16 protein-coding genes are annotated in these 18,951 nt (G+C 36.1%); 7 read left to right on the top strand and 9 right to left on the bottom strand.

What is annotated here, in order from left to right:
* Window positions 1–79: 79 nt before the first annotated feature.
* Entirely contained in the window at window positions 80–892 is an 813-nt protein-coding gene (locus L1994_RS10960; protein ID WP_278099477.1) for a tetratricopeptide repeat protein, read from the bottom strand.
* Between the two features lie 327 nt (window positions 893–1,219).
* On the opposite strand from L1994_RS10960, the gene L1994_RS10955 reads away from it, so the two are divergent.
* Together L1994_RS10955 and L1994_RS10950 are read left to right on the top strand one after the other, a co-directional pair.
* Window positions 1,220–1,900, top strand: a complete 681-nt coding sequence (locus L1994_RS10955) for a hypothetical protein (RefSeq protein WP_278099476.1) — start codon at window positions 1,220–1,222, stop codon at window positions 1,898–1,900.
* Between the two features lie 309 nt (window positions 1,901–2,209).
* The gene (locus tag L1994_RS10950; protein WP_278099475.1) at window positions 2,210–2,605 is read left to right on the top strand and encodes a hypothetical protein; all 396 of its coding nucleotides are present in this window, start codon (window positions 2,210–2,212) and stop codon (window positions 2,603–2,605) included.
* Between the two features lie 84 nt (window positions 2,606–2,689).
* On the opposite strand, the gene L1994_RS10945 is transcribed toward L1994_RS10950, so the two are convergent.
* The 5 genes from L1994_RS10945 to L1994_RS10925 all read right to left on the bottom strand — a co-directional run bounded on the left by L1994_RS10945 (window position 2,690) and on the right by L1994_RS10925 (window position 7,389).
* Entirely contained in the window at window positions 2,690–3,391 is a 702-nt protein-coding gene (locus L1994_RS10945) for a hypothetical protein (RefSeq protein WP_278099474.1), read from the bottom strand.
* 125 nt (window positions 3,392–3,516) lie between these two features.
* A complete protein-coding gene (locus L1994_RS10940; protein ID WP_278099473.1) occupies window positions 3,517–5,043 on the bottom strand; it encodes an SLC13 family permease in 1,527 nt (508 codons plus the stop codon).
* 313 nt (window positions 5,044–5,356) lie between these two features.
* Window positions 5,357–5,974, bottom strand: a complete 618-nt coding sequence (locus L1994_RS10935) for a class I SAM-dependent methyltransferase (RefSeq protein ID WP_278099472.1) — start codon at window positions 5,972–5,974, stop codon at window positions 5,357–5,359.
* Between the two features lie 266 nt (window positions 5,975–6,240).
* Complete coding sequence (gene tsaA, locus L1994_RS10930; protein WP_278099471.1) at window positions 6,241–6,810, bottom strand: tRNA (N6-threonylcarbamoyladenosine(37)-N6)-methyltransferase TrmO; 570 nt, start codon at window positions 6,808–6,810, stop codon at window positions 6,241–6,243.
* A gap of 114 nt (window positions 6,811–6,924) precedes the next feature.
* Entirely contained in the window at window positions 6,925–7,389 is a 465-nt protein-coding gene (locus tag L1994_RS10925; RefSeq protein ID WP_278099470.1) for a metal-dependent transcriptional regulator, read from the bottom strand.
* A gap of 420 nt (window positions 7,390–7,809) precedes the next feature.
* On the opposite strand from L1994_RS10925, the gene L1994_RS10920 reads away from it, so the two are divergent.
* Entirely contained in the window at window positions 7,810–9,585 is a 1,776-nt protein-coding gene (locus L1994_RS10920) for an SLC13 family permease (RefSeq protein ID WP_278099469.1), read from the top strand.
* A gap of 566 nt (window positions 9,586–10,151) precedes the next feature.
* Here the strand turns inward: L1994_RS10920 and L1994_RS10915 are convergent.
* On the bottom strand, window positions 10,152–10,280 hold the full coding sequence (locus L1994_RS10915) for a hypothetical protein (RefSeq protein ID WP_278099468.1): 129 nt from the start codon (window positions 10,278–10,280) through the stop codon (window positions 10,152–10,154).
* 426 nt (window positions 10,281–10,706) lie between these two features.
* On the opposite strand from L1994_RS10915, the gene L1994_RS10910 reads away from it, so the two are divergent.
* Window positions 10,707–12,194 carry a response regulator gene (locus L1994_RS10910; RefSeq protein WP_278099467.1) on the top strand — a complete coding sequence of 496 codons (1,488 nt, stop codon included), beginning with the start codon at window positions 10,707–10,709 and terminating at the stop codon, window positions 12,192–12,194.
* A 3-nt stretch (window positions 12,195–12,197) separates the two neighbouring features.
* Here L1994_RS10910 and L1994_RS10905 read toward each other — a convergent pair whose 3' ends face one another.
* Window positions 12,198–13,055 (bottom strand): class I SAM-dependent methyltransferase, encoded by an 858-nt coding sequence (locus L1994_RS10905; RefSeq protein WP_278099466.1) that lies wholly within the window; start codon window positions 13,053–13,055, stop codon window positions 12,198–12,200.
* A gap of 146 nt (window positions 13,056–13,201) precedes the next feature.
* Between L1994_RS10905 and L1994_RS10900 the strand changes: the two genes are divergently transcribed.
* On the top strand, window positions 13,202–14,149 hold the full coding sequence (locus L1994_RS10900) for a radical SAM protein (protein ID WP_278099465.1): 948 nt from the start codon (window positions 13,202–13,204) through the stop codon (window positions 14,147–14,149).
* Window positions 14,150–14,272: 123 nt separating this feature from the next.
* On the top strand, window positions 14,273–15,151 hold the full coding sequence (locus L1994_RS10895; RefSeq protein WP_278099464.1) for a class I SAM-dependent methyltransferase: 879 nt from the start codon (window positions 14,273–14,275) through the stop codon (window positions 15,149–15,151).
* 582 nt (window positions 15,152–15,733) lie between these two features.
* Here L1994_RS10895 and L1994_RS10890 read toward each other — a convergent pair.
* Entirely contained in the window at window positions 15,734–16,756 is a 1,023-nt protein-coding gene (locus L1994_RS10890; protein WP_278099463.1) for a type II glyceraldehyde-3-phosphate dehydrogenase, read from the bottom strand.
* A gap of 530 nt (window positions 16,757–17,286) precedes the next feature.
* Between L1994_RS10890 and L1994_RS10885 the strand changes: the two genes are divergently transcribed.
* Window positions 17,287–18,588 (top strand): PQQ-binding-like beta-propeller repeat protein, encoded by a 1,302-nt coding sequence (locus tag L1994_RS10885; protein ID WP_278099462.1) that lies wholly within the window; start codon window positions 17,287–17,289, stop codon window positions 18,586–18,588.
* The last annotated feature ends 363 nt before the right edge of the window (window positions 18,589–18,951 follow it).

Here is an 18,951-nt window from a genome sequence, read left to right as displayed (position 1 = left end):
GGGTTTTAGCAGACTTCAAAAATTATAGCGGACACAGGTATTAGCGGATGAGAAATTAAAAAATTTTGGAGTAATTTTTTTATCCGTTCATCCCTTTAAGAATATCCTGATAATTGTTTATTGTCTTCTCGTAGTTTCCAAGAATCTTTGCCGCAATAATTGGATATACCATTGGATCGAGCTCAACTGCCTTGTTGTAGGCATCAACTGCTTTTCTGTGTGACTCAAATGAAGACATGTCAAAAGATGCGGATTTTTTCTCTTCCGGTCTCTCAAGACTAAGCGTGCTGTACATGTCTTTTAGCTGTCCGCTTGCAAGAAGCGACTTGTAAAGATATGCATCTCCAAGACCTATCCAGATGGACGGATTTTCAGGTTCTTTTTCAACAAGCGACTGATATATCAAAATCGCTTCATCATAACGCTGAAGTTTTATCAAAAGATCGGCTTTTTTCTCATTGTCACTAATATCCATTTTACCTGACTTTTCTTCTTCAATTGTACAGGACAGAGCAGACTCATACGCTAAAACTGCTCCTTTATAATCCCCGGTCTTTACTCCCAGATATCCAAGCCTCTCCCAGTCAGATACTGCTTTTGAAGCATCGCCGGATATAACCTTCTTTTGAAGCATGTATGCTTCATCATATCTTTCAAGGGCTGCCAGAAGTTTTACTTTCCTAATCAGTATTTCATTATTCTCAGGATTATCCTCCAAAGCCCAGTCGCATGCGGAAATGCCCCATTCGTACCTGTTGTTTTCAAGACCGTAGTCTGCGATATATATTCCAGTCCCTGCTCTTAATTCGTTATTGGAAGATACAATAACAAATATACCAAAAAATATCAAAAATAAGATGAATGTAAGATAAATGACAGATTTAACTTTCATTAAAAGACCTGTCTAAAAATTTGCTATTCCTGAATATGAACATTTGGATATAAAAAATTCATGAAATTATGTCTTATATCATATTTCATGTAAAAATACAAAGTAATTTTCATGGTAAACCCGCATGTAGTTATATTTGATAAAACCAATTTTTTGGATAATAGTATCATATAAATCCGGCATGAGAAGTGCGTTTTTCATCGCACAAAATTAATTATTATGTCTCTTTTGAGTTTTGAGATTTATTACAGACTAATCATTACAAACAAAACTTCAAAAAAAAGACAGAGGTGATATAAATAATATCAGAAGACAATATTTTGTATAATGAAAAATGAACCCGGAAATGAGGCATTAACCGGTCTTGAAATAATAATTTTAACCGCATTTCTGTGCATCTTCATATACCTTTGCGCCAGTATCGTATTTGGAGCAGTAATGCCGGATATTTTTTCTAAAAACAAAAACGCCCAAAACAGTGCTGAATCACCCGGTGGAATTATCGGATTTGCGACAGACGAGACCGCGGAAATACTAATAAGAGACGGTACATGTTACGGTGCACAAAATAAAGGCGGAGTCTTTGAAGGTGTTGAACTAATACCAAAAGAGCCTGTAAGTGCAAATCTTGGAGCCTGCACAATACCTCTCAGGCTATCTTTCGGAAAACAGATCTCCATTAATCTTGAAGATACAGTGATTCTCTTCAGACTGAATTCAGATTCTCAAAATACAGAAGAACTAAAATATTCTGATTTAAGGCCTCTTCCTAAATCATCATGGACAATTGCTGATAAGTCAGGCCTGATTCCGCTTGCATCAGCAGATTCTGATAATATCCTCGAACCAAACGAAATTTTTACAATTCTCGTATATCCAAAATTCAATGTAGCGCCTTATCAGAAGTTTTCTGTAGATTTTACGCCAAAATCACTAAATCCTCTTAATATTGCCTTCACAGTCCCTCCACAGATAATCAGCCAGAGAATTGTGGAGCTGAACATGTAATGTAAACATATCTAAATTTCTTTAAATTTGTGTTAATTTGCGTAAATTTGAGTTAATTTGTTTAAATTTATGCTAATTTGTCTAAATTACACACCAAAAAGGCAGTTTAGTAATAACAGTAAAAAACAAAAATAAACAAAAATAAACAAAAATAAACAAAAATAAACAAAAATAAACAAAAATAAACAAAAATAAACAAAAATAAACAAAAATAAACAAAAATAAACAAAAATAAACAATATATAATCAATAAAAAAACAATAAATTAACAGCATTTAAAATGTTAAAAATCTAATTCAGGAATTGTGCATGAATTTTGAAAAGGAAGAAAAATTTGCATTAATGCTTTTGATAATAGTTTTCTTTGCTGTTTTGGCATCTCACCTCATACTCTCAACAGCAGACAAATCCTCGTTTGCAAAAACATATACAAATTCATCAGCAGAAGGCGAACTTGTTGTTTTAACCGCAAATGTATCAGAAATTTATAAAACAAACACCGGCGGGCACTTAATAATTAAAACCAGCGGGCCTGATATATTTTTCAGGCTTGGTGCAGATTACGAGGATTTATTTTCAGATAATTTCCTTTCAGATAAGAAGATTATCAAAGCAACAGGTCTTGTTTCAGTATACAACGGCAACGCTGAGATAATAGTCAGTGATTTAAAAGATATTGAATTTTTAGAGTCAGAAGTTTGTTAAGAGCTGTTCAGGGACAGGTAGAGAGATTATCAAAATCATAAACCGCCCTAAACCCGGATTTAAGGGGAAAATTTCCCCTCCTATTCAGCTGAAGAGATCATCCTCATCATCTATGCCGTCAGCATTTTTCTTCTCCTTTTTCTTAGAGGACTGTGCATTTCTATCAGGCTCCATCCCTAATTGAGATTTTGGAGATTTTTTAGACATCTCTTCTTTTTTCTCTCTTTGATTTGAATATCCAAATCCGGTATAGAAGGGATCAGAATTTTTCTCAGGTGAAGCTCTCTCAGATTTCTCCGGAACGCTAAAACCCTCGCTATCCGGTTCAAGAGGATTTTTTGCAATTTTAGTCTCAAATATATCAGCAGATTTATTTTTATCAGATTCTTTCCCGGCTTTTTCTTCAAATGGTGCTCCCGGACGGTTTTCAGGTGTCTTTGCCTTTCGCCCTGACATCCACCCTGCATCTTTTGATCCAAATCCGTTTGAAAAAATATCTGAACTGCTCCCAATAGATGAATCTGCCTTATATCCGCTTTTAGATCTGACAGATCCGAAATCACTCTCAAATATATCAGTCTTTTCATCAGAGACTGTTTTTGATGATCGCTTTTTTGTCTTTGAAGATTCAAACTCAGCAGAAGGACTATCCATATCCTCGCTGTGTTTTTCTGTATCACGGGACTGTAGAGAATCATAAACAGAGCTTTTCTCACCTGATCTCTTTTTATGCCCCTCAATCCCGTCACCTTCAAGACCTCCGGCTATTATCTTTTCTCTGGGCATGTTGTAGATTTATGACACTGTAATCATATTAACCTTGAGGCATGATCTGAAAAAACCCGGGCATCAAAGATAAAAAAATTAGTCCTTAATTATAAAACAGATATTAAAAAATTAAAGGTGAAAATTTAAAGGCCGGTTGATGGATCAAGCGCCCATACCGGAATTTCATATGAAAATCCTAATACCCACGTTATAATTGTGAACATGAAGACTGTAAGAATTATAACTCCAATAATGTTAAGAGCCCAGCCTGTTCTCATCATATCACGCATTGATACATATCCCGAACTGAATGCAACGGCGTTTGGCGGAGTTGCAACAGGAAGCATAAATGCCATTGAACATGCAAAAGCGGCAGGAATCATCAGAAGATAAGGATGAACTTCCATACTCACAGCAGTTACAGCCATAACTGGCATCATAACAGACGCGATTGCAGTATTTGAGGTCACTTCTGTAAGCAAAGAGACCAGAATTGCAATTATTATTATTGCAACTACTATTGGAAGAACATGCATGAAAGACATCGCTTCCATAATTTCAGCCGCAAGTCCGCTCTTGATAAATGCTGTTGAGAGGCATATACCACCGCCGAAGAGAATCAAAATGCCCCAGGGAATCTTTTTTGCCCATTCCCAGTTCATTGTATAAATCCCTTCACTTCTGCTGACCGGAAGAAGGAAAAGCAAAACAGCACCTGCAATTGCAATTGTTGAGTCATCAACAAACGGCAGATATGTTGTAATGCCGGGAATTACAAAATCTCCGATTGTCTTCTCAGACCTCATAATCCATGCAACCGCAGTTCCGACAAATACCAAAAGAGTCCATTTCTCACCCTTTGTCATATCGCCAAGAGAAGCAAGCCTTTCGTTTATTATCTCCTTTCCGGCTGAAATCTTCTCCGGCATATGCCTGTAAGGACCATATGTGAGCCAGACCCATGCAATAGGCAGGAATATGCATGATAACGGGAATGCAAACTTCATCCATGTGAAAAAGTCAATAGATGGGGCATGTGGAAAAATAGTCTCCATCTGGGCTACAAAAATTCCGTTTGGAGGCGTACCGATGATTGTTGCAAGACCTCCGATTGAGGCGGCATAGGCAATTGATATTACAAGACACTCTGAAAATGCTCTTTGAGTATCTGTCATATCATCAAGAGTAATACCTGTTTTTGGAAGAATTGTTGCAATAATTGCAATTGCAATCGGAATCATCATCATTGCTGTTGCAGTGTTTGAAATCCACATTGAAAGAAAGGCAGTTGCGACCATAAATCCTAGAATAAGCATTCTCGGAGACGTCCCCACTTTTTTTATGATATGAAGCGCTATTCTTTCATGAAGACCCCATCTCTGCATTGACATTGCAATCAAAAAACCCCCCATAAAAAGGAAAATTATTTTATCGGCATAGGGAGCACATGCCTCAGCCGGGGATAAAACACCCAGAAGCGGGAACAGAACAATTGGCAAAAGTGCTGTCGCCTGTATAGGAATTGCCTCTGTTATCCACCATATAACCATCAGCATGGTTGCGGCGGCGACATATTTTGCCCCTGTCGGAAAGACCGAAGGGTCTATAGGATATAGCAATATGAGAAGAAATACTATAATTCCGATATAGCGGCCAAGAGTTTTCTTCATAATTACTACACTTTCGTTTTTTTAATATAATTAAATTCCTTTTTGAAAATCAGACCAAATAGCAGTTAAAAACAGATAATATTGTTAATTTAATTGTTATTTTAAAAGTTAAGATTAAAAGAGGACAAATCAGATAAATCAAAAACATAATAAGATTCAATTTGCAATGAAAGTCAAAATTCCTGATAAACTTATCATCACTTTTTTGTGTGATGAAAAAAGCTCATTATGTGCGTTTTAAATGAAAGTTACTCTGTAACTTACATGAAACCGGTGCATGAAATATAATTTCATGGACGTTTTCAAAGGAAAATCAGTTTTTTATTCCGGTAACACATATCCAGCCATTTTTTGGCTGAGAATGGATGTTTATATCAGAAAATCCTGCTGTTTTCATAAAGTCGGCAATCATGCTTTTTGTATAGACTGACATGTCAATATACTTCTTCCATTTTTCTGCATCCTTCTCTGACGAAATTTCGTTGCAGACCAGAAAAACTCCGCCTTTTTGTAGTATTCTATATATTTCTTTGAAGTTTTCGCAAAGAGACGGCCAGAAATAAATGGTTTCAAATGCTGTTACTGCATCAAAACTTTCATTTTCAAAGAAAAGATCTGATACATCTGCCTGAAAAATTTTGACACGCCCTTCTTTGATTTCTTTTTTGTTGAATTCAGTTGATTTTTTAACGCTTGCAGAGGAGTAGTCAATGCCGTAAACACATGCATTTTGTGTAATCGACAAAAGATTTGATATGTTTTTTCCGCCTCCGCATCCGGCATCAAGAATAAATTTTTTATTGCTTAAGTCATACTTTGAAAGTCCCCATCGGGCAAGTTTTTCATGCCCTTTGTTCATTGACCAGAGGATTATGCTTCCTGAAAGTGAACTATCTGGTTTTCTTGTGTTTGATAATATATGTTTTAACAAGCTGAATGCTCCTTTAATTGTCTGTTCTGATTAAATTATTTCTTTAGGTTCTGATTAAACAAAGCCGAAAATGTTTTGGAAAGATTGTAAATATCAAAAATTAAAGCTATAAAAAAATTAAAATCCTGAAAAATATTTATGAACCGGATATCTACCAGAATCAACCGATATAAAATGATGAAATGATAAAAATTAGAGAAACAGATATAATTATAAAATTGGTTGAAACTTAGTAAAAACTTAAAAAAATTGATAGAAATTATGATTTATTCAGAGTTGTGCCGCTTTGCAATTGTTTCCATCCAGCCGGGAACTGATATATTGTCTTTCGGGAAGAATTCGCTTACATATGGTTTTATGTCAATTACAGGACTGTTGTTTATGGCATCAAGACCTTTTACAAAAAGAGTGTTTTTCTCTGTCTTAAGCAATTTTACAACTGTCATCAGGACAGGGTTTGGTCTTGCAGGACTGCATGTACAAAAAAGTCCTGTGAGAGGATAATTTGTATCTCCCATAGGGTGAACTTTTGAAAGGGTTCTTGCTTCTTTTGAGATTCCATGCCCCCAGTAAAGTATCACCAGATTTGAATAATCTTCAATTCCACAGATTGCGTCTTTTAAGTCATCTCTTAATATAATTTCTGATATTTCCTCTTCTGTTTCATCAAAACCTTTTTGTACGGCATCTTTGTCTTTGTTTTGGAAGAGACCTGTTTTGTCAGCAACAAGTGCCGGATTTGAAATTGTGTTTTTGATTATTCCTATTGGTTTAATTTCAATTTTAAAATCCTTAAAATCAAAATCTTCAATATCATTATTAAGATTTTTTTCCATACTATTTCACATTCCTTTTAGTATCTGTATTAACTTTTATTGCTTTTTTTTGATTTGAATATTCTGCTTTGATTTTATTCTGTCTGAATTTTATATGCACAGAATTGTTCTGTTTTATTTATCTGCAGTTTCAGCATTTCTTCTAACAGCACAATATTCATCAAAGTCCTGAAGTGTATGCGTTTTTGAGCCGCGTTCATTTAGAAAATCAACAAAGAGATGAATCTGTTCAATTGTCTTTGGATTAAGTTCATGCTCCATTAAACAGGCATCTTCATCTGCTATTTTGTCAGGGACGGATATGAGCTTTAAAAACGACATCAGCGTTTCATGCCTGTATTTTATGACACTTGCTATCTCCCTTCCTTTTGGCTTTAGTATAACGCCTTCGTATTTTCTATATTCAATAAGCCCCAACCTATCAAGTTTTATAAACATCTCTACGACAGAAGGCGGGCTTACATTAAGCTCTTTTGCGATATCACGGGTTTTTGCGTATCCTTTCTCTAAGCTTACATTAAGTATTGCCTCAAGGTAGTCCTCTGCTTTTCTGCTTAAATTGCAGTTTTGTGTGCTCATATTAAAATATCCTCCTCTAAGGCTTATTTATCAAATTTTTTTCTTTGTATTATTAATTTTAGTTCTTAGGAACTTTTATCTAAGCTCCTAATATTTTTAGGTTTCCTTAACAAAACCAAAACAGATATGAAATTTTGGTTGCGAAATTTTATTCAGAATATTTTTTTCCCTGATAACTTTTTTAATCTCATAATCTGCCATATATTAACCAAATTTACATTTTTCATTTTCATCCGGTTTTATCTCTATATCAGTAATCTTTCTTCTAATCTTTCTTCATATGTCAGCAAATTCTCTTTATACATTAATTCTTTTTATACATTAGTAAATTATATCTCTTTTATCGACATCCAGTTTATATGAAACAATTGTTTGATCTAATTTCATGAATGTTTCTAAATCAGGGGATTTGAAGAGCCAATGTCTGACATGCTGATTGTTTTCATGGCATTAATTATAGCGCTTGTTCTTTTTGCGACCGGAAAAATCCGCTATGACATAGTTGCACTGATAACACTTCTTATTGTCACTGTTACAGGGATTGTTAATCCTGCTGACGCTTTTTTAGGATTCGGACATCCTGCGGTTGTAACTGTTGCGGCTGTCTTAATACTGAGCAGGGGTCTTGAAAACTCAGGGCTTGCCGGTATGATGACCCGCTGGGTTTCAAAAGTCGGAGATGATGAGGTAAAACAGGTTTTGTCGCTTACAGGAATTGTCGGCATTCTTTCATCTATGATGAATAATATCGGAGCACTTGCACTGATGCTTCCGGTTGCGATAAAAACAGCAAGAAAGAGTAAAAGATCGCCATCATATCTTTTAATGCCGATTGCGTTCGCCTCACTGCTTGGCGGAATGGTGACTCTTATCGGTACACCTCCAAATATAATTATTGCGACATATCGTGCACAAAACGGTTCCGGGCCGTTTCTTATCTTTGATTTTGCATATGTAGGATTTTTTGTTGCTCTTATTGGAATTTTATTCATATCATTTATTGGCTGGAGACTGATTCCAACAAGAAAGAGTCCGGCATCAAAAGAAGATCTTTTTGCGGTTAGTGAGTATCTGACCGAAGTAAAAGTCTCTGAAAAATCAAAATTTTCAGGAAAAATGATTATGGATGTCGGCAGTGCAACTGGAGGCGAGATTTTAATTGTCGGAATTATAAGAGACGGGAAAAAGATAGTCGCACCATCCATTTATGAAATTATCCGTGAAGGCGATACCCTTGTAATTAAAGCCAACTCAAACGATCTTCAGGCTCTCCTTGATTCCGGAGGATTTGAACTGACAGAAAAAATTGATGTCACTGAGGAGATGATAGGCTCTGATACCGTAGAGGTAATTGAGGCAGTTGTAAAGCCCGACTCATCTATTCTTAATAAAACTGCATATTCAGCAAATCTCCGGTGGATTTACGGGATAAATCTGCTTGCGGTTGCAAGAGAAGGAGGCCGTATAAAAGACAGGCTAAAGCAGGTCCGGTTTCAGCCCGGAGATATCCTTCTTCTTCAGGGCAAAAAAGAATCCTTACAGGAGGCTCTTTCCAAAATAGGCTGTCTGCCTCTTGCTGAAAGAGGAATCCGGCTTGGGAAGCAGAAATTAATTATCCTTGCAGTTTTAATCTTTGGATCTGCACTTTTAATATCTGCTTTTGGTCTTTTGCCAATACAGGTGGCTTTTACAGCCGCTGTTGTTTTGATGATATTAACCTCTATTGTCTCTCTTCGTGAGGCATATGAGAGCATTGAATGGCCGGTTATAATCCTTCTTGGCGCTATGATTCCTGTAGGAGGTGCTCTTGAGTCAAGTGGCGGTGCAGGCCTTATTGCCGGAAGTATCGTCTCGGCTGCATCAGTTTTTCCGCCTCAGGCTACACTACTGTTCCTTATTATAATAACGATGTTCTTATCAGATCTCGTAAACAACGCCGCTTCAGCGGTTTTGATGGCGCCGATTGGAATTACAATAGCATCTGATTTGGGTGCATCAGCAGATCCGTTCCTAATGGCGGTTGCAATCGGAGCTTCGTGTGCTTTTTTAACACCGATTGGCCATCAGTCAAATACTCTGGTTATGGGTCCCGGAGGATACCTTTTTACAGATTACTGGAGGATGGGAATTTTGCTTGAAATATTAATTGTAATTGTGTCATTTCCGTTGCTTTTGTATTTCTGGCCGATGTATTGATAAACGATATATTGATAAAGGCAAAAATACAGCAGATACCGCAACAAAATCAGCAGTAGCAAAATGATAAAAGCATTAATTCAGTAGTACATAAAAAAAATAGCACAAAATTAACATTTTAAAAATAGTTTTTCCCGTTCGGCACTGGCCGGTACGTGTGTTATATGTTGCATTTTTTAATTTGTTTTTTCTTTTTTGTTGTAGAGATATTTTGTTAGAGGTTTTTTTACTGTTGGATTGAAATTTTTTAGAGGTTTTCGCATGGAAATCAGATTTTGATTTACATGTTTTTTGTGATTGAAGCAGATGCTTCGTGAACGCATGTATTAAGGACAGATTTTTTTTAATCCGAAATTCCAGGGTTTTTAGCGGTGTATGTATTTTATTGGCCCGGATTTTTTTGAATTTTTTCTGGAATTAATATCCCAATTTTTAATCTGCCATTTTTTGATTTTTAATTTATTGCTTTTTAATTTATCACTTTTTCCAGTTTGGTTTTAGTATTTACGTCTGTGAAAGATATAATCTGTCAACAATTAAGCAATTTATCTGATTTTAGCTTTAGTCTATTTTGTCCTTTCTGATTTTAAAAAATCCTCCCTGATATCTTTTTTCGTTAGTCCGAGCATCAAAAGAAGCTCCGAGGGCAGTTCGTTCTCATTTCTGATTCCTCTGACTGATGCCTTAAAGCTCATTAATAGCACCTTTTAAGGAAATTCTCCAGCGTTACTATGGAAATATCAGTATTTCCGGTTTCTCCCTGGGAAGAATTGTAACTTTCTTTTGATTTTCTTTTCATTTTCCTGTTCATTTCTCATCTCCGTTTGAGATTTTTTCCTAATTGCCGGAATTTTAATCTCCGATCTTAAACTAGCAGACCTGCCTGGTTTGAACTGGCATTTTGTCTGCGTCAATACATAAATAGAGATTTAGGTTTGCATAAAGACGACCCAAAACATAAGCGGATTCGTTTTGTATGTCTAATAAATTTAGAAAAAAATTTTAAACCGAAAGAAAATTGCCAATAAAGCGCAATTTACAGTTAATTGTGGTATATTAAGGAAAACCTAAAAAAATTAGGTCATATTTTTTCCAGACCAAAAAAGGTACCTGATTATCGAATGATTAACATATTAATTGTAGATGATGAGGAGTCTGTTTCAGAAATAACAAAAATTTTCCTTGAAAAAACCGGACTTTTCAATGCCACATGTGAAATATCAGCAAAAAATGCAATTGAGATGCTTAAAACAAATATTTTTGATGCAGTGGTCTCAGATTATGAAATGCCGGGATTAAACGGAATTGAATTTTTAAAGACAGTCAGAAAAAGCGGGAATAATATTCCGTTTATTATCTTCACCGGAAGAAGCCGCGAGGATGTTGTAATTGAAGCACTAAACTGCGGTGTTGACTCATATATCCAAAAGGGAGGAGATTTAAAATCCCAGTTTGCTGAACTTACTCACAGAATCATCACATCGGTTGAGAAGAAAAGAGCTGAAAATGAACTTATTTTTGCAAACGAATACAATAAATGTCTTATAGAAGCACATGTTGATCCGCTTGTGACAATTGACTGCGATGGTATTATTGACGATGTCAATAATTCAATGGAGGATATGGCTCTTTGTGGAAGAAGCAGCCTTATTGGAAAACCGTTTTGTGACCTTTTTACAAAACCGGCAGAGGTAAGAGAAGCTTTAAATCTTGTTTTGAACAACGAGGAGTTAAGTGACTATCCCCTTTACTTAAAATCAGAAGATGGTCCTGCAATTCCGGTTTTACTTTTTGCAACCCTTTATCACACAGGACAATCCTCCCTCAAAGGAAATTCAAAAGTAAAAGGTATTTTTGCCGAGCTTCATTATGCCGGAGATAACCCTGATGCCAAAAAATCCGGAAAGACAAAATTTAGTACTGATTTTTACATGGATCTTATAATGCATGATATTAAAAATGCAATTTGCACCGGATTTGGGTACTGTGAGGTGCTCTCAGAGATCAAAAATTATGATACAGAAGGAGAAAAATATCTGGAAAAGACACTTGGTTGTTTTAAACGGATAGAAAGAACATTAAACTGCGTTAAGTGTCTTAAATCAATTAATAGTGTTGATTTCTCCCCAAAATCCGTATCTCTTGATGAAATAATGGATGAGGAAATTTCATGTTATACAAACAACACAATAAACTACAATAGGTGCGGTGCTTATGTAATGGCAGACAGTCTTTTAGGCTCTGTTTTTGAAAATATATTTGGAAACGCTGTTAAATATGGCAATTTTGAAACGAAGATAAACGTAATAACAAGAGATTTGGGTGATAGTGTTCTGATAGCAGTTGAGGATAACTCATCAGGAATGCCTCCTGAAATAATAAAAGACTTCTCTGAAGGAAAATATGTACGTGACAAACCATGCGGACATGATGGTCTTGGGCTTTTTATTATATCCTCGCTTGTAAGCCGGTATGGAGGATCTGTATCGGCACGTGAGCGTGTAAAAGGAGAACCCTGGTCAGGAACCACAATTTATCTAACTCTGAAAAAAGGAGCTCCCGAAGTCTTGGAAAACGAAGATATTGCCAATGAAGCAACCCGTGCATGATAATTAAAAATTAATAGGCCGTCTTTGCTTTTTATCATCCCTCTTTTGTGTTAAACCTTTTTTCTGGAGGTCAAAAACATATCTGAATACTCCCGGAGCAATATTTCCACAGCGCCTGAAAGATAATATTTTCAGGTCATTCTTCTCAAGATAAAGCGAATATGGCCTTATCTCCTCTTTTGTCTTAAATGTGTAGAAATGGATCTTACCTTCTTTTTTTACAAGCGGTGATGTTTTGAAAAGTGCCTCATCAAGCCCGTAGGCTGTCGGGATTATTGCTCTGTCAAATTGGTTTTTTCCTTTTATTATATCCTGAATGAAAAGAGCATCGGCGCATATGATATCTCCTTTTTCCCGGAGTCCGTTTAATTTTAGGTTTTCCATAAAATAGCGGCATGCATCCGGATTTTTTTCAACACCAATTATTTCTTCTCCTCTGTCTGCAGAGGGAATTGCAAACGGCCCTGAACCACAGAAGGGAATGATAATTCTCTCTTGAGGTGTTATAAGCGATGCAATCCGCATCCTCTCAAAGGCCAGTTTCGGGCTGAAAAAAACCGAGGTTAAATCAATTTTGTATAAATATCCGTCTTCTTTATGAACTGTTGTTGTCCTGTTTTCTCCTTTTACAAACGAAAATCCCCCTGTTCTTCTCTCGCCAAAAATCTTTGAATTTTTTTCAAGCACTGTTTTTACATCTTTTCTGACAGAAAAAATGGCATCAGCTATCCCCTCTCTGAAGGGTTGGCATTCGGAGGGGATATTTACAACAGCGATGTCGCCTATTACATAAAAACGGCCTGGAAGAGCTTTTTGAGCACTCTTTGAAATTTTTCCTGAAAGACTTTTTTTAAAGTCCATTAGAATAAAGAAAGAATTTATGAGCTTTAAATTTATCCATAGAGAACTGTTAAAAATAAGATGCGATAATTTTTTTTAGCATTAGAGCATAGGTAAAGTTCACAAACTGAAATGCGTATCTGCAAATCAAAGGGAGGGGGGATATTTTGCAGAGAAACAAAAATATTGCATCTTATATAAGATTATTTGAATCCGGTGTCTTAACGGAGCGGGAATGGGAGGCGCGGCTTAACCTTCACTGCTGTCATTTGTGTCCGCAAAAGTGCGGTGCAGACAGGGTGGAGGGAAAGGTCGGGCACTGTAAAAACGGCATTTTGCCATCTATTGCTTCCTACAGAGTATTGTACGGAGATTCGCGTGCTATTTTTGGAAATCGCGGTTCAGGCGCAATTGAATTTTTGGATTATGGTTCATCAGAAGCCGTGGCTGAAAAATTTATGCACAAATCATCGGGAGAAAGGGTTTTGTGCACCGAATCAGAACTTGCTGCAATTATGATGATGTTTCAGGACAGTCTTTGTCATAATATAAATCTTATCTCTCCGACACATTTCATTCCGCAGATTATCGGCGCTGTTAAGGAGGCTGTGGCAATGGGCCTTAAAATACCGATTGTATACACAACCTCCGGATATGAGCGGCCCGAAACCCTTCATCTTCTCGACAGAATTGCAGATATTTATATTGTTGATTTTGGTATGTTTTATCAAAGACCAAATGGTCTTATTTATGAAAATTTAAGTGATATGCCTGATTTTCCTGATGCTGTCTGCAACTCTTTAAGGGAGATGTACAGACAGACAGGAGATCTTGTACTTGACAGGCAGGGTATCGCAAAAAAAGGCCTTTTAATAAAAAATCCGGAGATTGAAGGAAAAAAATCCGGTGCAAATGAGCTTTTCAGAGATATTGCTTCAGAGATTTCAGGTTATTCAACAATCTGCCCAATTAATGGAAAAAATATAAAAACACCTTTTAAGTCTTTAAAACCCGAATATATCAATAATTATAAAGATTCAAATTTTTTCACATTGCATCTGCCATCAGAGAATTTCAACGACGATTTGGCCTTTTCTGAAAATTTCGAACGATAAGACTCTTTAAATTTATAATAAATCTCTTTTTTAAAAAAATAAAATTTCTCCCGGCTCAATTAGTCTTATTAACAATAAAAGTAATGAATAATTTAACCGGATGTTTTTACCGGTTTTGGTTTTTTGCGATTTGGGAATGTGTTTATGGGGAGGATTATTGATTACAACGAACTATGGAAGCTTGCTGTTAGAAAACGCTATTCTATGGAGTTTCAGGAGGATGCAGGGTGTATCTGGGATAAAAGAGCGGATTATTATGACAGTTCCGTCCATGAAAATTACAAAATCGCACTTTTGGACACTGAACTTCTTGATTTACGGCCTGATGATACTGTTTTGGATGTCGGTGCAGGAACAGGCAGGCTGGCAGTTCCGATTGCAAAAAAAGTAAAGTATGTAACTGCAGTTGACTCTTCTGCAAGGATGCTCATGTATCTTCGCGACAATATGGCAGAGGCAAATCTGTCAAACTGCCGTTATGTCCAGAAAAAATGGGAGGATGTCTGTTTAAAAAAGGATATGTCTCCGCATGATGTTGTATTGTCAGCTTTTTCCATGGGTTTTTATGATGCCGCATGGGCGCTTGACAAACTTCATCGTGCATCAAAAAGAGACATCTATATATTCTGGTTTGCAAAAAAAAGGCATGAGGACAACCTTTTGAGGTATGTTGCAGAGTCTATGGGCAAAAAATATGTAAAAAAACCTCATTATCCTGATTATATCTGCCTTTTAAATATTCTGCATGATATGGGCATATTTGCAGATGTCAAAATTGTTGAATATGACTGGAAGGAGACCTTCATGGGAACAGAAGATGCCGTTTCAAAAGCGCTTTTGAACAGAAGAATAACCCATGAGGAGAGAGAGTGTGCATATGAATATTTCAGGGAGAATTTAATCCCTGACAATAACGGCCGCTTTGTTCTTAAATCAAGGATTCGCCAGGCCCTGATTCACTGGGATCATGAAGGCCAGGATTATATAAGCAACTTTGTCTGATATTTACCATGTAAAACCAAATCTAAAAGAATTTTTTGTTTTTTTTATCTGTAAAAGACTAATCTTTAACAAACTCTGCATTTCAGATTTGTTATGCAAATCTTTATATGGATTTTAAGCTCACATAAACAGGATGGTTGTGCTAATAGAATCATCATAAAAAATGTTTATTAAACCACATCTGATCTTCATTTTAATCAATGGGGGGTTAAATGAAAGTACGTTCATGAAGCATTTGCTTCATGCAACAATTGATATGAAAAATCAGATTCGGATTTAGGGGTAAATGATACTTCCGTGCCATAAGAGAAGAAATTTCTCAATTTCAGCCATCAGGGGAACCTGAAATAATTCAATAAAAAGGAATACAATTTATCTTTTCAGATAAAGAATTTCTTTTGTATGTTGTTGCATTTTTAAAAATTTTTCATTGTATTTTGGTATTAATGCATATTTTGTTTTTATTTAGATTTTGCTGAACAAAAAAGGGTTTATTTAAATTTGTTTCATATATAAGATTCAAATTGCCGGGAAATTCATCATTATTAAATCCTGTGGTTTTTGAATTTAAACCCTCGTGATTTAAATCGGACTAAATCCAAGTGATTCATTTGTAATTTTGATTGATGTTTCAGCATCGCAGACCTCTCCAATCATTGCCCTTATTGCATCCACTGTTTCGACTACGACATCTGCCTCCTGGTGAATCGCCTGGAAGAGATATAGTTCGCCGTTGTCTGTTGCTGATACAGATTCCTCAAATATACAGGATTCCCAAAGATCAGAACGCGGCCTTCCAAGATCTGATGCATATTCCTTAAGTTCGGCAGTGCTTGTGATTCCAAGACCTTTTTTTACAAGGCCCATTCTTGGATGATTTTTAATTATCTCAAGGACTCTCTCTACTGATGCATTTTTCATAAGATCCATCTGGATTATGTGCATGTGCATGAATGTTGTCGGCACAACAAGAGCAGTTGTAACAATGTCAATTTCCGGAAGAACAGTCTGTAAGTCAGGTCCGTGATGTGAAGGTATTGTGACCGGATTTAGGACAATTGCGTCAACCGGGCCTCTTTTTGGATCTCCCGGGTCAGCGCCTCTCCGAACCATTGTTGCACGAACTTTTTTAACTCCGTACTCGGCATTTATTGCCTGTATTATTCTGCATAGTCCGGTAGTGTTGCATGATACAACCCTTGTAAACTGCCGGTTTAAAGCGTCTTTGTAGTTGCAGGAAGAGTTAAACGAAAATCCTGCTAATTCGTGTGCTTCTCCGCCTTCCCAGATGGCCTTTTTCCCGTATTTCTGGTACAGTTCTTTATTTTTTGCACCGATTCCGCCCGGTGTTGCATCCACAACAACATCGCATGCGGCTATCATCTCTTCAACCGTTCCGGCTACTTCTATTCCGGCATTTGAAAATGCTTCCTTTTTTGAAATGTCTGCTATGTACAGGGGATAACCCTTAATGTTGGCAACAAGTGCCTCACTGCTTGGTCTTGTCTTGGAAACTCCGATTAACTCCATGTCTTTTTGCGCAAAGACAGCATCTGCAACCCTCTTTCCGATGGTTCCGTACCCGTTGACTGCAACCTTTATCATTGCATATCTGTATGGGTCTTAAATATCATTAATTCTGTGGACGGGAGTTTATAAACCCGGGTGTACAGGATAACTATCCGATTATCGTTTTCAGGAAGATTTGTATTTATTTTAGAATTTAATCCCGATTATTTCTATATTGCGTCATATTTTTATCAGGAGACTAATTTTTTAAATCAAAAATGATTATTTCAACTCTATAATTATATATTATCAAAATTACTAAACTATCAGATAATCAGGCGGCGGGAGAAGTAATAATATATCTTTTCGCCTAAATCTACATGAAATATTCGTAAATAATCAAAAAAATTAAAAAATCCAGAATATCCAAAATTTCAAACCTCCAAACCTCTAAAATTAAAAATTCAAAAAACATTCATGAAACTAATTTTTCATGTTGTGTTTCATGAACGTTTTCATGGTAAATCTAAGAGTCCAAAAAATCTAAAAATTAAACTCAAAAAAATTAAAAGATCTAAAAAATATTTAAAAAACAGACTTATGTGGATAGTTAGGATGGGGACTATATGAAATATGCAAATTTCGATCTAATATTCTTAAAAGATTCTTTTTTAGGGGATTCTGCCTTTAAGAGGATTTTTTTGTCAGTTTTGATTTTATCAGCCATTTGTATGCTTATTCCTGCAGGCCTTTGTGCGTCTCCGGACAACCAGAACGGTCCTTCATATGAATGGATGAAGTCCTTCTCAGGGGATGAAAAAATAAATTCTGTATGGGAACTTTCCGATGGAAGTTATGTCGCCGGCGGACATGGTGTTAAAGGAAGGGAGCTTATTTTTATCTCAAATACAGGCGATATTGTATCAAAAACAAGTATTCCTGGCGGAGATGAGAATGGTTCAATAAAATTTGTTGAAGAATCCCCCACCGGCGGTTTGTATCTTTTTACAGATGGTGAGAATCTTATAAAAACAGATCTTTTGGGCAACATTGAATGGACATATCATCAGCCTGTTGGTGTCATAAGCTCTATTGAGGTTTCTGATAATGGCAATGTCTTAATGACCGGTGATTTTTTCCAGTCTTTTCTTACAATGATAAGTGTAAAAGGAGAAGAACTCTGGAATAAAACATTGGGAACTCCAAAAGGCGGCGGCCAGTACAGGCTGACATCAGTTCAAAAAACACCTGATGGTAATTTTATAATCGGCGGATACATAAACCCGATAATCTATACTGAAAATTACCGCAGTTTTATGATGAAAACCGATGAAAATGGAGAGATAATCTGGTCTGCCCAGTACAGCTTTGACGACTCCGGCATGATAATCTCGATAATTCCGCTTGAAAATAACAATTATGCCGCTGCACTTGTGGAAGAAAAAGAAGACCGGATTGCATTATCAGAAGATAACAGCATATATCAGGCATCTGTTTTTATTATTGGAAATGACGGGGAAGAACTGTCAAAAATTCGTGTACCAACAGCTGATGTAATCTACCATATAAAAGCCGCCGTTGATGGCGGATACTATCTCCTTGCAGACAGATATGATAAAATAACTGACAAAACTGAATATCTGATAATAAGGCTTGATAATAAAGGCTCAAAACTCTGGACGAAAAATTATGGAGATGTAAGAATCTCATCCCTTCAGATAACATCCGATAATGGTCTTTTGATTTCAGGAACAGATCAGATAACAAACGAGTGTATGATTATAAAAACATCTCCTGACACGGCAGGAGAACAAAAATCTTGTGGATTTGGAGTTATCACAGCCATATTTGCAGGATTCTGCTTTGTTCTTTATTCAGCCGGAAAAACTCAGCAGAAAAAAATAAAAATAACTCAGACAAAAAATTGACAAAAAATTAATCAAAACCGGGACTGAATAAAGCCTAAAAATAAATCAATTAAAAATGAATAAAAACTGAGAATAAATTAAAGCCAAAAAAAATCAGTTCAAAATTGAATAAAAACGTCCATGAAATTATATTTCATGCAACAGTTTCATGTAAGTTACGAAGTAACTTTCATGTAAAACCAAAATTTGCTTAAATTTTAAGGAGTGTTAAAACCGGATAAAATCCGGGAAAGGTCAGGTTTGTGGTGCTAACCTGACTATTTTTTTTAAGGTGAAATTTCAGTTTTATCAGATACGTGTGTTGTTTATTGGTTTTGCAATTTTTGCTGGTTTAGCAATTTATGTATCTTTTATTGACATAAG

It is taken from the genome of Methanomicrobium antiquum, assembly GCF_029633915.1.
In the GTDB taxonomy this organism is placed as follows: domain Archaea; phylum Halobacteriota; class Methanomicrobia; order Methanomicrobiales; family Methanomicrobiaceae; genus Methanomicrobium; species Methanomicrobium antiquum.
Note: the sequence above shows the minus strand (reverse complement) of the source record. Positions and strands in the feature narration are given on the sequence as shown.

Excerpts from the sequence above, each read along its gene's own strand:
- L1994_RS10960 (WP_278099477.1), bottom strand. The coding sequence starts at position 892 with ATGAAAGTTAAATCTGTCATTTATCTTACATTCATCTTATTTTTGATA.
- L1994_RS10955 (WP_278099476.1), top strand. The coding sequence starts at position 1,220 with ATGAAAAATGAACCCGGAAATGAGGCATTAACCGGTCTTGAAATAATA.
- L1994_RS10950 (WP_278099475.1), top strand. The coding sequence starts at position 2,210 with ATGAATTTTGAAAAGGAAGAAAAATTTGCATTAATGCTTTTGATAATA.
- L1994_RS10945 (WP_278099474.1), bottom strand. The coding sequence starts at position 3,391 with ATGCCCAGAGAAAAGATAATAGCCGGAGGTCTTGAAGGTGACGGGATT.
- L1994_RS10940 (WP_278099473.1), bottom strand. The coding sequence starts at position 5,043 with ATGAAGAAAACTCTTGGCCGCTATATCGGAATTATAGTATTTCTTCTC.
- tsaA (WP_278099471.1), bottom strand. The coding sequence starts at position 6,810 with ATGGAAAAAAATCTTAATAATGATATTGAAGATTTTGATTTTAAGGAT.
- L1994_RS10925 (WP_278099470.1), bottom strand. The coding sequence starts at position 7,389 with ATGAGCACACAAAACTGCAATTTAAGCAGAAAAGCAGAGGACTACCTT.
- L1994_RS10920 (WP_278099469.1), top strand. The coding sequence starts at position 7,810 with ATGTCTGACATGCTGATTGTTTTCATGGCATTAATTATAGCGCTTGTT.
- L1994_RS10915 (WP_278099468.1), bottom strand. The coding sequence starts at position 10,280 with ATGAGCTTTAAGGCATCAGTCAGAGGAATCAGAAATGAGAACGAACTG.
- L1994_RS10910 (WP_278099467.1), top strand. The coding sequence starts at position 10,707 with ATGATTAACATATTAATTGTAGATGATGAGGAGTCTGTTTCAGAAATA.
- L1994_RS10905 (WP_278099466.1), bottom strand. The coding sequence starts at position 13,055 with ATGGACTTTAAAAAAAGTCTTTCAGGAAAAATTTCAAAGAGTGCTCAA.
- L1994_RS10890 (WP_278099463.1), bottom strand. The coding sequence starts at position 16,756 with ATGATAAAGGTTGCAGTCAACGGGTACGGAACCATCGGAAAGAGGGTT.
- L1994_RS10885 (WP_278099462.1), top strand. The coding sequence starts at position 17,287 with ATGAAATATGCAAATTTCGATCTAATATTCTTAAAAGATTCTTTTTTA.